The organism is Sphingomonas sp. 66-10, from assembly GCF_001897045.1.
GTDB classification, from domain to species: domain Bacteria; phylum Pseudomonadota; class Alphaproteobacteria; order Sphingomonadales; family Sphingomonadaceae; genus Sphingomonas; species Sphingomonas lycopersici.
In genome coordinates this window covers 103185-115952 of the sequence record NZ_MKRR01000137.1, presented here as the reverse complement: position 1 = coordinate 115952, position 12768 = coordinate 103185, and the positions used below count along the sequence as shown (strand labels likewise).

General features: G+C 66.9%; 12 protein-coding genes. 8 read left to right on the top strand and 4 right to left on the bottom strand.

What is annotated here, in order from left to right; translation table 11 throughout:
- The 8 genes from BGN95_RS18980 to BGN95_RS18945 all read left to right on the top strand — a co-directional run.
- Window positions 1-543 (top strand): type II and III secretion system protein family protein (locus BGN95_RS18980; protein ID WP_502688315.1); only part of this gene is annotated, 543 nt, incomplete at its 5' end.
- Window positions 533-853 carry a hypothetical protein gene (locus BGN95_RS18975; RefSeq protein WP_265311446.1) on the top strand — a complete coding sequence of 107 codons (321 nt, stop codon included), beginning with the start codon at window positions 533-535 and terminating at the stop codon, window positions 851-853. The genes BGN95_RS18980 and BGN95_RS18975, both read left to right, overlap by 11 nt.
- 28 nt (window positions 854-881) lie before the next feature.
- Window positions 882-2084 (top strand): CpaE/TadZ family protein, encoded by a 1203-nt coding sequence (locus BGN95_RS18970; protein ID WP_286773680.1) that lies wholly within the window; start codon window positions 882-884, stop codon window positions 2082-2084.
- Window positions 2085-2086: 2 nt separating this feature from the next.
- Complete coding sequence (locus tag BGN95_RS18965; RefSeq protein ID WP_286773679.1) at window positions 2087-3469, top strand: TadA family conjugal transfer-associated ATPase; 1383 nt, start codon at window positions 2087-2089, stop codon at window positions 3467-3469.
- A complete protein-coding gene (locus BGN95_RS18960; RefSeq protein ID WP_265311443.1) occupies window positions 3466-4467 on the top strand; it encodes a type II secretion system F family protein in 1002 nt (333 codons plus the stop codon). The genes BGN95_RS18965 and BGN95_RS18960 overlap by 4 nt, the downstream gene beginning before the upstream one ends.
- Window position 4468: 1 nt before the next feature.
- Window positions 4469-5443, top strand: a complete 975-nt coding sequence (locus BGN95_RS18955) for a type II secretion system F family protein (RefSeq protein ID WP_265311442.1) — start codon at window positions 4469-4471, stop codon at window positions 5441-5443.
- Between the two features lies 1 nt (window position 5444).
- The gene (locus tag BGN95_RS18950; RefSeq protein WP_286773678.1) at window positions 5445-6041 is read left to right on the top strand and encodes a tetratricopeptide repeat protein; all 597 of its coding nucleotides are present in this window, start codon (window positions 5445-5447) and stop codon (window positions 6039-6041) included.
- Entirely contained in the window at window positions 6038-6505 is a 468-nt protein-coding gene (locus BGN95_RS18945) for an A24 family peptidase (protein WP_286773677.1), read from the top strand. Before BGN95_RS18950 ends, BGN95_RS18945 begins: the two co-directional genes overlap by 4 nt.
- Before the next feature lie 12 nt (window positions 6506-6517).
- On the opposite strand, the gene BGN95_RS18940 is transcribed toward BGN95_RS18945, so the two are convergent.
- From BGN95_RS18940 to BGN95_RS18925, 4 genes are all read right to left on the bottom strand, one after another.
- Window positions 6518-7849 carry an alginate export family protein gene (locus BGN95_RS18940; protein ID WP_286773676.1) on the bottom strand — a complete coding sequence of 444 codons (1332 nt, stop codon included), beginning with the start codon at window positions 7847-7849 and terminating at the stop codon, window positions 6518-6520.
- Between the two features lie 117 nt (window positions 7850-7966).
- Window positions 7967-8638, bottom strand: coding sequence for a hypothetical protein (locus BGN95_RS18935; protein ID WP_286773675.1), 672 nt, complete (start codon window positions 8636-8638; stop codon window positions 7967-7969).
- A gap of 72 nt (window positions 8639-8710) precedes the next feature.
- Window positions 8711-9925: a serine hydrolase domain-containing protein gene (locus tag BGN95_RS18930; protein WP_286773674.1), complete on the bottom strand. Its 1215-nt coding sequence runs from the start codon at window positions 9923-9925 to the stop codon at window positions 8711-8713.
- 61 nt (window positions 9926-9986) lie between these two features.
- Entirely contained in the window at window positions 9987-12539 is a 2553-nt protein-coding gene (locus tag BGN95_RS18925; RefSeq protein WP_286773673.1) for a TonB-dependent receptor, read from the bottom strand.
- Window positions 12540-12768 lie beyond the last annotated feature (229 nt).

Genomic DNA, 12768 nt, shown 5'->3' with positions numbered 1-12768 from the left:
GGCGCCCCGCCGATCACGGTGGAGTTCAAGCCGTTCGGCGTCAGCCTCGCCTTCACCCCCACGGTGCTCGGCGACAAGACGATCAGCATGATCGTCCAGCCCGAGGTGAGCCAGATCGATCCCAGCGCGTCGCTGACGATCGGCAGCATCAGCATTCCCGGGCTGCGCACGCGGCGCGCCAGCACCACGCTGGAGCTGCGCGACGGCGAAAGCTTCGCGATCGCCGGGCTGCTGCAGAAGGATTTCAAGACGACGATCAACCAGATCCCGTTGCTGGGATCGATCCCGATCATCGGCGCGCTGTTCCGCTCGACCAATTTCCAGAAGGATCAGACCGAGCTGCTGATCATCGTCACCCCGCACCTCGTCGCGCCGGTCAAGCCGGGCGTCGCGATGCGGCTGCCGACCGACGAGATCAAGGACCCGAGCCAAGCGGAGACGATCCTGCTCGGCCAGGCCTATCACCCGCAACCCGCCACGCCGGCGCCCGCACCGGGCGCGGCCAAGAAGGCGCCTGTGAAGGACGATCGCTATGTCTATTGAGACGATGCGCAATGGGCTGATGCTCGGCGCGGCGGCGGCGCTGCTCGCGGGCTGCGCGACCGACGGGCAGGGCGATCCGGTGCTCGGCTGGGCCGACACGTTCGGCGAGGCGAACAAGCAGGCGATCGCGGCGCAGGTCATCGATCCGCATCCGGTCTACGACACCGCGCTCGCGCCGGCCAGCGGCGACCACGCCGCGCAGGCGATCACCCGCTACCGCACCGACAAGGTGAAAAAGCCCGAGCGGCTGACGACTTCGAGCGTGGCGGGGTCGTCGTCGGGCACGAGCGCCACCACCCCCAATCAATGATCGCAGCGACGTGTCGGGACGAAGCATCATGGGTAATCTCCAGCTTCCCACCACCAGGTTCGCGGACTCCGCGGTGCGCAGCGATTGCCGGGTGACGGTGATCGCCACGCCGGCGCACATTGCGCCGCTGGCGGCGGCGGCGGCGACCCCGCTCGCCGACCTGCGGCTCGCGCCGCTCGCCTGCGACGCGTCGGTGCCCGAGGCGTTGCTCGGCGACGCGGCCTTGCTGGTGATCGAGGTCGATCCCGACAATGCCGCATCGATGCGGCGCGTCGGCGAGATCCGCGCGCGATCGCCCGATCTGCCGCTGGTCGCGGCGATCGATGGCGCCAGCGTTTCGCTGGTCCGCGCGCTGGTGCGCGAAGGGGTCAGCGACGTCGTCTCGCTGCCGTTCGACGTGCAGGAGATGCTGCAGGTCGTGCTCGATACCGCGGCGCGGCGACAGAGCGCGCCGGGGCAGAAGCAGCGCCTCGCGCCGCTGATCTCGGTCGCGCGCTCGATCGGCGGGTGCGGCGCGACGACGGTGGCGACGCAGCTCGCCGCCGATCTCGCGGCGCACGATCCCAGCGGGCGCGGCACCGCGATCGCCGATCTCGATCTGCAATATGGCAGCGTCACCGATTTCCTCGGGGTCAGCGCGGCGCGCGGCGATCTCGCCGATCTGCTCCGCGCGGAGGACCGGCTCGATGAGGAACTGATCCGATCGGTGATCACCCGCGCCAGCGGCGGGATTTCGGTGGTCAGCGCGCCGGCGGAGATCATGCCGCTCGAATCGGTCGATTCGGCGCAGCTGCTGCGGATGATCCAGCTGCTGCGGCAGGAATTCGGCCATGTCGTGCTCGATTTCCCGCCCGACTGGACGAGCTGGGCGCTGTCCGCCGCGCTCGCCTCCGATACGATCCTGCTCGTCGTCGATCTGTCGGTCGCGAGCCTGCGGCAGGCGCGGCGGCGGCTCGATCTGTTCCGCTCGGTCGGGGTCGAGCGGCAGGCGATCGAGATCGTCGTCAACCGGGTCGAGAAGCGGCTGTTCAAGACGATCGACCTCAAGGATGTATCCGATACGCTCGGCCATTCGATCCTCGGCAGCGTCTCGCTCGACGCGCCGTTGGTCAGCGCGGCGCAGGACCAGGGGCAATTGGTCAGCGACGTGCGCGACAAGAGCAGATTCTGCCGGGACATCGCGCAGATCGGCGCGCTGCTGCGCGAGCGGCTGCGGACGCGGGGAGATTGATCATGTGGCAGCTCCAGCGTTCCCGCCCCGCGACCGCCCCCGCCGACACCGCCGCGCCGAGCAGCGCCGGCGACAGCGCGGAACAGGCGCTCGCGGCCGAGGCGGCGAGCCGGATCCTCTCGCTTAAGGTGAAAATCCACCAGCAATTGCTCGACAAGATCAACTTGTCGCTGCTCGACAAGATGACCCGCGAGCAGATCGCCGGCGAGGTCACCGGGATCATCTCGGATATTCTCGCGGCGAACAGCGAGGCGCTCAACCGCGTCGAGCGCACCACGCTGACCAACGACGTGCTCGACGAATTGCTCGGGCTCGGGCCGCTCGAGCCGCTGCTCAAGGACGAGAGCATCACCGACATCCTCGTCAACGGCTGCAATTCGGTGTTCGTCGAGCGGTTCGGGCTGCTCGAAAAGACCGCGACGCGCTTTCAGGACGAGCGCCATCTGCTGCGCATCATCCAGAAGATCGTCAGCGCGGTCGGGCGGCGGGTCGACGAATCCTCGCCGTTCGTCGATGCGCGGCTGGCGGACGGATCGCGCGTCAACGCGATCGTCCCGCCGCTGGCGATCGACGGCGCGTTGCTGTCGATCCGCAAATTTTCCAAGAAACCGATCAGCATGGCGCGGATGATCGAGCTCGGCACGATGCCCGAGGCGATGGCGCCGCTGCTCCAGGCGATCGTCGGCGCGAGCCGCAACATCGTCATTTCGGGCGGCACCGGATCGGGCAAGACGACGCTGCTCAACGCCTTGTCCTCTTATATCGACGGGCGCGAGCGAATCGTGACGATCGAGGATTCGGCCGAGCTCCAGCTCCAGCAGGAGCATGTCGCGCGGCTCGAGACGCGCCCGCCCAATATCGAGGGCAAGGGCGAGGTTACCCAGCGCGATCTGGTCAAGAATGCGCTGCGCATGCGCCCCGACCGCATCATCCTGGGCGAATGCCGCGCGGGCGAGACGTTCGACATGCTCCAGGCGATGAACACCGGGCACGAAGGCTCGATGACCACCGTCCACGCCAATACCCCGCGCGACGCCTTGTCGCGGATCGAGCAGATGATCGGGATGAGCGGGATCGACATGCCGGTCTCCTCGGCGCGCGCGCAAATCGCCTCGGCGATCAACGTCGTCGTCCAGGTCGCGCGGCTGAGCGACGGCAAGCGCAAGATTGTCTCGCTCTCCGAGCTCACCGGGATGGAGGGGGAGGTGATCACGATGCAGGAGATCTTCCGCTTCCGCAGCACCGGGCGCGACGAGCAGGGCAATGTCCTCGGCTATTTCGAGGCGACCGGGATCCGCCCGAAATTCATGGCCGAGCTGGAGGCGCGCGGGATCCGGCTCGATGCCGAGATCTTCCGCCCGGTGTTGCGGGTCGGCCAGCCATGAGCGCGCTGCTCATCCGCGCCTTGCTGCTCGCCGCGATCTTCGGGTCGGTGTTCGTGCTGTCGCAGCTCGTGTTCGGGCTGACCTGGAACCGCCGGCGCGAGCGCGACGCGGTGAACAAGCGGCTGAAGATGCTGCGCGCCGGGCTGGACCGCGAGGCGGTGTCGCTCGCCTTGCTCAAGAATGTCCCGCCCCCGCTCAGCCCCGATGCCGGGCCGCTCGAACGGCTTTACGCGCGTTTCGCCCGGATGGTGATGATGTCTGCGGTGCCGATCGAATCGCGCGCGCTGATGCTGATCGTCGGGCTTGGTTTCCTCGCCGCGCTGGCGCTGATTTCCGCGCTGGTGTGGATCGCGAAATTCTCCTTCGGCATCGGGGTGCTGCTGCTGATCGTCACCGCCGCGGCGGGCTTTGCGATCGGGCTGCCGCTGATCGTGCTCGGGCGGATCGCCGAGCGGCGGCGGGCGCGGATGGAACAGCAATTCCCGGTCGCGCTCGATGTCTTCACCCGCTCGCTACGCGCCGGGCATCCGGTCGCGGCGGCGATCCAGCTCGTCACGGAGGAGATGCCCGATCCGATCGGCAGCGAATTCGGGCTGGTGTCGGACGAGATCGCTTATGGCGCCAACCTGCCGGACGCCTTGTCGGCAATGGCCGAGCGATGGGGGCTGGACGATATGCGGATGTTCGTCGTGTCGATCTCGGTGCAGAATGAGACGGGCGGCAATCTTGCGGAAATCCTGGAGAATCTCTCGCGCGTCATCCGCGATCGCGCGAGCATGTTCATGATGGTCCGCGCCTTGAGCTCGGAAGGGCGGATGACCGGCTGGCTGCTCACCGGCCTGCCGGTGCTCGCCTTTTGCGGGCTGATGGCGATCAACCCCGCCTTCTACCTCGATGTCGCGCGCGATCCGATCTTCGTCATCGGCTTTCCCGCATTGCTGCTGCTTTACACGATCGGCTTCATCTCGATCCGCCGGCTGGTGGACATAAAGGTTTGATATGGCTGACATCATATCGACAAATCCGTTTGCCCGCACCGCGCTGCTGATCGCGCTTTTCGCGCTCGTGGTCGGGGGGGCGCTCGCGGTGCTGAGCGTCGTGTCGCGGCGCACCGCGGTGCGCGGCCAGCTTCGCACCATCTCGCAGCGCGGGACGGGGGTGGGGCTGGTCGAATCGCTCCAGCGGCGCCGCGACGACAATTGGACCCGGCTGGTCGACCGGATCGAGCGCACCGGGCTCAGCCTCGGCGATACCAAGTCGAGCGAGCTGCGCGAGAAACTGCTCGCCGCCGGGTTCGATTCGCCCTCGGCGCCGCGGGTCTATAATCTGATCCGGCTGCTGCTGGTCGTCGGGCTGCCGCTGCTGCTCGTGCTGCTCAGCACCGCGGGCGGCTATCAGCTTTCGTTCGGCCGGCTCTATATCGTCGGGTCGATCCTGGCGCTGGCGGGGCTGTATATCCCCGCGCTCGTCGTGCGGGCGAAGGCGGACCGGCGGCGGCAGGCGATCACCAACGGTTTCCCGGACAGCCTCGATCTGATGCTGGTGTGCGTCGAGGCGGGGCTGGGGCTCGAAGCCGCGCTCGACCGGGTCGGGCGCGAGCTGGTCGTGTCGCACCCGCTCGTCGCGCAGTTGCTGACCGGCGCGACGCTGCAATTGCGCGCCGGCGCCTCGCGCGAAAAGGCGCTGCGCAGCATGGCGCAGGCCGCCGGGGTGGAGGAGGTGGGATCGTTCACCACCTTGCTCATCCAGTCCGACAAGCTGGGATCGAGCATCGCCGCCACGCTACGCGTCTATGCGTCGGAAATGCGCGAGAAACGCCGGATGCGCGCCGAGGAGAAGGCGCATCGCATCCCCGTGCTGATCTCGGTGCCGCTCGTCGCCTGCATGCTGCCGGTGATGATCGGCGTGCTGATGCTGCCCGCCGCGGTGCGGGTCGTGCGAACCGTTACCCCGGCATTCCACCACGGAGGTTGAGATGCGCAAGATCGCCTGTGCCGTCGCCCTGTCGCTGCCGCTCGCGGGATGCGGGTCGTTCCCCGGCGCGCATCTGTTCGCGCACCACGCGCACCGATCCGCGCGACCGGTGATGCTGGCCGACAAACAGGTCGTCGGGACCCCTTCAACCGACGCCGGACGTGCCGCGCTCGACGGCGGAAGGCCGGGCGAGGCGATCGAGAAATTCCAGAAGGCGCTCGCCACCGGCGAGCCGCTCGCGCCCGCGCTCAACGGGATGGCGGTGGCCTATGCGCGGATTGAGCGGTTCGATCTCGCCGAGCGTTTCTTCCGCGAGGCGATCTCGGTCGATCCGGTCGAATCGCGATACCAGACCAACCTCGCGGTGCTGATCAACGCGCCCGCGCTGGCGCAGCGCCGTGCCGAGATACTCGCCGCACCCGTCGCCGCCCCGGCGCCGGAAACTGCCGCAGCGGCGCCGCCGGCCGGGGGGCTCCAACGCGTGTCGCGCTACGAGGTGCGCATCGTGACCGGCACGACGAGCTATCCCGCGCCGCTCGTCGCGAAGCAGCTCGCGGTCGCCCGCCCGGTGGTCGTGCGTCCGGCCAAGGCCGAATGACGCTGCTGCCCGCCGTCTCGGGGGCGCTGCTGATCGCGGCCGGCGTGGCGGCGAGCTGGGGCGATCTGTTCCGCCGGACGATCCCCAACTGGCTGTGCGCGGCGACAGCGATCGCCGGGCTCGCGCTCGGCTTCGCCACCGGCGGGGCGGCGATGCTGGGCTGGCATGCCGCGCATGCCGCGATCGCGCTGGTCGCCGGGATGCTGCTGTTCAGGATCGGGCTGTTCGGCGGCGGCGACGCCAAATTCTACGCCGCGGTCGCGGCCTGGTTTCCGCTCGCGGCGGCGCCGCGGCTGCTGATCTCGGTCGCGCTGTCGGGGCTGGCGTTGCTTGTCGTCTGGTTCGTCTATCGCCGCGCGGCCGGCAAGCCGATCAGCCGCAACGGCGACAACCCCGGCGACAAATTGCCTTACGGCATCGCGATCGCGATCGGCGCGCTCGTCGCGCGGCTGGCGCTGGCTTAGCGCGCGCAAGGTCTAGAAAGAGGCGGTCAGATTGAACGAGCTATAGGCGCTCACCTTGCCGGGCGGCGCGTTGGGCGCCTCCTTGAGGAAGCGCCCCTTCATCAGCAAGGTGCCGTCGAATTCGAAGCGCAGCCTGTCGGGCCGTACCCACCAGCGCAGCCGCGTATCGAGCTGATGCCCGGCAAACGACCCCGACCGGCCGCTCGCGTCGCGCACCCCGGTGGTCGAGAAGCTGTCGGTCGGTTCCGCCAGCCACAGCGCGCGATAGGTGAGGAAGGCGTCCCAGCGCTTCGACGGTGCGATCTCGAACCGCGCGCCGGGCGTCGAGATGTTGGCGCGGCCGACCGCATTATAGAGCCCGGCCGGGGCGAGTTCGGCGCGGCGCATGCCGAACAAAGTATCGAACCGGCCGTAGCTGCCGCCCGCCTTGTCGCCGCTCGCCCTGTCATAATGCAGCGACAGCCGCAGCTTGAGCGCGCCGGCGAAGGAATAGCCGCCGCTGGCGTGGATGAACCAGGCCGACACCGGGAGCGTCGCCGCGGCAGGGGCGGTCGATGCGCTGATCGTCCCCGACTGGTGGAACGCCTCGACCTCGCCGTCCGCCGCGCCGGTGGCGGGATCGCGCCACAGCCGCCCACCCACGGTGTTGAGCGATCGATCGCGCGTCGGGCGCCCGGGGGTGTCGTGTTCGCCGAGATGGAAGAATGACGCTTCGGCCGTCACCGCGCCGATCGCCTTGGCCTTGGCGACGGTCCCCCCCCACAGGACCTGATCGAACCCCTCATGGTCGAAACCGACCGCATTGTCGCGCAGCGACGCCGGCGCGTCGGGCCGGCGCTGTTGCGGCAGGACATAGATGCCGGTGGCGGTGATGCCGCCGGGGGTCGCGAGATCGAGCCTCAGGCCGGTATAGCCGTTGGTCGTGTTGCGATATTCCTCGGCGCCGACGAGCCGGCGGGAGCCGAGATTGAGCGTGAACCGGCCGAGCTGCCCGGAGATCTTCACGGCGCCGATCGCGCCGCGCGCGCCGATATAGGCCTGCACCGGCTCGAGCGCGTTGACCTCGCCGGTGGTGACCGGACTTCCCTTGTCCTCGCCATAGACCCGGCTGTCCCACAGCTCGCCGGCGACGGTGAACGGCCCGGACTGATATTTGACGAGCAATGTCGTGCGCAGATTGAGCAGCTCGTCGTTACGGTTGTAGCCGACGCGCGGTTGATTGGTGATCGTTTCGTAACGGATCCGCATCGTCCCCGAGATGTCGAGACCGTCCGCGTCCTGCGCGAGCGCCGGGGTCGCCACCGGCACCAACGCGATCAGCCACAGCGCGCGCGTCAATTGCATTCATTCCCCCGAGGCCCCTGTCGTTGGGCACGGGCTAGGCGGCGCGTTCAAGGCCGTCACGCTAGATTTTATTCCTCGTCGCCGAGGCGGGCTTGCCGGTTCGCGCGCCGCCCGCGGTCATCGGCGCGGCAAAGCGTCGAGCGCCGCCTGGTAACGCTCGATCAGCGCGGGATCGGCATCCTCCCGGTGCTTGCCGAGAAACCGCGTCAAGGCATCGCGATATTCGTCGATGAAGGCGCGGTTGCCGGGGCTCGCCGCAAGCTGGTTGGCGGCCTTATCCACCGGCGCGCGATCCTCCGCGACCATCTGCCTGATCCCATAAGACGACTGGTTGCGCATGATGACGAAGTTGCGCGGGAAGCCGGGGATATATCTGGTGACGAACCGCTCGCCCTCCGGCGGGATCAGGATCGCGTTGGTGATCGGATAGATGCTCGCGGACATGCTATCGAACGTCGTCACCACGTCCTTGCCATCCGCCGTCTTGAGCGCGGCGCTATAGGCCCAGACATTCGCGTCGTTGAGCGTGGAACTGGTCATCTCCGAATGGGTGACGACGCCCGTTCCGGGGACTCCAAAGGCGCTGAGGAACAGCGCGTTGAAGATGTGCGCCAGGAAGATGTTGAGCTGGCCGTAGATGAAGAAGACGAGGATCAGCCCGTACCAGCCGGGGCTGCCGCGCCACCGGGCCAGCACATGCGACAGCGCGACCCCGAAGAGCGTGAGCAGTGGCCATGACCAGAAAGGATGCTGGGTCAGGAAGAACAAAATGGCTGACAGGATGCTCATCCGAGTCCGTTCGTTCGACAGGCGCTCGATATTTGATATTTATATCAGGTGGATAGGTAAAGCTCCGCTGACTTATCGCCCCGTAAGCTGGCGGAAATAGGCCAGCGTCTCGGCCATGACATGCGGCGGCTCGGGCAAGGGGAAATGGCTGAGCTTGACGATCACCGTGCGGCTTTGCGGGTGGACGTAGATGAACTGCCCGGCAAGGCCGAGCGCGCTATAGGCGCCGGGCTGGTCGTCGAGTTGCCAGAATTGGAAGCCATAGCCGCGGCCGCCGAACGGGGTCGGCTGGTCGAACGGGATCATGCTGGTCGCCTGCCTGATCCAGCCGCGCGGAAGCACCGATTTGCCGTCGCGCACGCCGTTGTCGAGCATCAGCTGGCCGAGCCGGGCATAATCGCGCAACGTGGCGTTGAAGCCCATCCCGGATAGTTCGCGGCCGACCCCTTTCGCGCCGTCGGCGATCCAGAAGGCGTCTCCTTCCATCCCCGCCGGCTGCCACAGATTGGCGGCGGTGAATGCGGCGAGCGACTGGCCGGTCGCGCGCTCCAGCACCCAGCCGAGGACGGCGGTGTCGAGCGTCGCATAGTTGAACCGGCTGCCCGGCTTCGCCGCCCGCGTGATGGTCGTCGCGCGATCGGCGAAGCGCTCCTCATTGAGCACGATGGCGTGGCGGTGGATGAGCGCGGCGAGGCTGGGCTTGTCGCCGAAATCGTAACGCTCCTCGTAATCGACCCCCGATCGCATCTGAAGGATATGGCGGATCGATACGTCGCCATAAGCGCCGGCGCGCAATTCGGGGACATATTTGCCCGCCGGATCGTCGAGCGATTTGATCATCCCCTTGTCGAGCGCGATGCCGATCAGCAGCGAGGTGATCGATTTGGCCATCGAGAAGGAAATGAAACGGTCCGACGGCCGCGAACGGTTGCGATAATCCTCGAAGACGATCTTGCCGTCGCGCAACACGATCAGCGCATTGGTATAGGTGCGCCGCGCCCAATCGTCATAGCTGCGGGTGACGCCGCCCGAGCTGAGGGGGGGCGGGGTGAGCTTCGCGCCCTCGGCGAGCGGCCGGACGGCATCGCCGTGGGGGACGGCGCGGGTTTCGAACATGTCCGCCGAATGGCGGAAATTGAAGGCGCTGATGTCGGCATCGAGCCAGTGCTCGCGCATCTGGATGACCGGGTCGGGCGGCACATCGGCCTGCGCGAAGGCCGTCGCCGGCGCGACCGCGCCGGCGAGGAGGAACGGGGCGAGAAAGCGCATCGAACGAGCTGCGATCATCGGATCCTCATGGACATGATCTGGCGGGGAGAAAGCGACGCGCGCGCGGCGCGTCGCCCGGTCAGAATTCCTTCTTGATCGTGATGGCCCAGGTTCGCGGCAGCCCGGGCGCGCCGGAGATCACGCCGACCGAGCTGAAATTGGTGTTCATCGAGGTGAAGTAATATTTGTCGGTCAGGTTGCGCACCTCGAACGCCGCGCTCCACCCGTCCGACGCGCTGCGCCAGGTGACCCGCGCATTGGCGAGGAAATAGCCGTCGATCCGGCTCGTCGCGATCAGCGTCGGCAGCGGGCCGCCGCCGGCACCGGCGGTGGTGGTCGAGACGATCGCGGCATCGGTGTTGACCGCGTCGACATAGATATGGGACTGATAGCTGCCGTCGACCCGGAAGCTCAGCGCGCCGCCGAGCACGTCCGGCACCTCATATTGCGCCCCGGCATTCCATTTCCACTTTGGGGTGAAGGGCGGGACCATGTCGAGCCGGACGCCGGTATTGGCGCTGCCGAGCGAGGTATATTTGAAATCGAGATAGCTGACCGATCCGTCGAAGCTGAGGTTGCTCGTCGGCCGCAGCAGGGTTTCGACCTCGACGCCCTTGACGTGCGCCGACCCGACGTTGGTCGGTTGCAGGCACGGCGTCCCCTCGGTGCCCGCCGCGGTCGGGCAGTTGAAGACGGTCAGGATGATATTCTTATAATCGTTGTAGAAAGCCGAGGCGTTGAAACGCAGCATCCGGCCGAACAGATCGGATTTGAACCCGGCTTCATACGCGGTGATGGTTTCCGGCGAGAAGGGCCGAACCTGGCTGGGATAGAAGGGGCGGGGGTTGATGCCCCCGGCGCGATACCCGGTCGATACCTGGGCGTAGAGCATCAATTCGGGCGAGACGCGATAATCCGCCGCGACGCGCCAGTCGGTGCGCTGCGACTTGAAATGCGCCTGGAGGCCGTTGAGCCCGAACAACAGGCAGTTGGGTGAATTGCCCACCCCGGTCGGCCCCGCCGTGGCTGCGCCGAGGAAGAACTGGCACGGCCCTTGAATCGCGGTGCCGTCCGGATTGTGGCGGACATAGCCGTAATCCTTGGTGTCCCACGACGATCGGATGCCGCCGGTCAGCGTCAGCGCATCGACCGGCTTGAAGCTGGCATTGGCGAACAGCGCCTTGTTGGTCGCCGGGGTCGGATCGGGGCCGTGGAGGAAATCGATCCCGGCGTAATTGAGATCGATCCGCCCGGTGAACTTGCCCTTGGTATCGAAATAGAAGCCGCCCACCGTATAATCGAGGCGGTTGCCGAGCGCCTTGCCGGTGAGGCGCAGTTCCTGGCTCCACTGGGTATTGCTCTGCTGCTGCTCGTACATCGACGATTGCAGCGGCGCGCCTTCGGCGAAGGACCAGTCGGCTTCATAGTGGCGATAGGCGGTGATCGACTTGAGCGCGAGCCCGTCGCTGATCGTCCAGTCGATCGTGCCCGCGAAGCCGTAATTGTCGAGATTGGAATGCGGGGTCAGCGACAGGGGCTTATACGCCATCTGGCCGTCGCGCGTCGCATTGTCGGCATAGGTCCCATAATTGATGAAGCGCCGGTCGTAGCCGGCCGGCGGGGTGTCGCAGCTATTGGCGCCGAACGCGACGAAGGCGCAGTTGAGCGCCACCGGGCTGCCGTTGACCCCGGCCAGCCACGGGCGCGGGCCGCCGGTCGCGCTCGGGCCGGTGAACACCCCCGCCTTGTTGGCGAACAGCAGCACGCTCGCCCCGGCCTCGTCGCGCTGGCGGGTATAATCGCCCGAGACGTTGATCTCGACATTGCTGGTCGGCAACCAGCGCAGCGCGGCCTTGGTCGCGACGAAGCTCTGCCCGCCGAGCGTGCCGAGCTCGGGCTTGGCGTCGCTCGCCTGGGTCGGCACGTTGGAGCCGGGGTGGGTCTGGGCATAATCGAGCCGCTTGACGTAACCGTCGCGATTCTTGGTCGCGGCGGACACGCGCAGGAAAAGGTTGTCGGCCAGTTTCAGGTCGATATGGCCGCGGGCGTCGATGCGGTTGTAGCTGCCGTAGGTCGCTTCCAGTGCGCCGCTGCCGTCGCCCTGCGGCTTGACCGAATAGAGTTTGATCGAGCCGCCCAGCGAGTTGCGCCCGGCCAATGTGCCTTGCGGACCGCGCAGGATCTCGACGCGGTCGAGATCCATCAGATCGAGCAGCGAACCGGTCAGCGTCGGCAGATAGACGTCGTCGATATACATGCCGACGCCGGACTCGAGCGCGAAATTGGGATCGGACTGCCCGACGCCGCGGATGAAGGCGATGATGCCCGGGCCGAGATAGCCGTTTTGCGGCGCGAGCGTGACATTGGGGGTCTGCGCGGCGACTTCGGAAATATTGGTCTGCCCTTTGGCCTCCATCGCGTCGCCGCTCAGCGCGGTGATCGCGAGCGGCGTATCCTGCAGCCGCTGCGAACGGAATTGCGCGGTGACGACGATGTCGCCCGTCGCAGCCGGCGTTTCAGCCGCGGGCTGGCCCGCCGGCGCCGGCGCCTGCTGCGCACGAGCCGCCGGGGCGAATGAAAGATAGGCCAGCGCGATCAGGCTGGCGCCACGGAAATCCGCTTTGATTCTCATGTTCCGACATCCCCTCTTTTTGTATGCTTATGATACAATTGACTTAAATTTTTGCCCCCGGAGCCGGGCCGCGGGTCAGGTCTTCAATGTCGTTGGCGAACCGGGTAGCGCTCGTATATGCGATTATTTCTAATACGTGAACTCATATTCGCAATTGGGGTCTCGGGGTCGCGGCGGCCGATTCCAGCTTAAGGGGCGCGCAGAAATCCTATCTTGGAGATAGGTTATC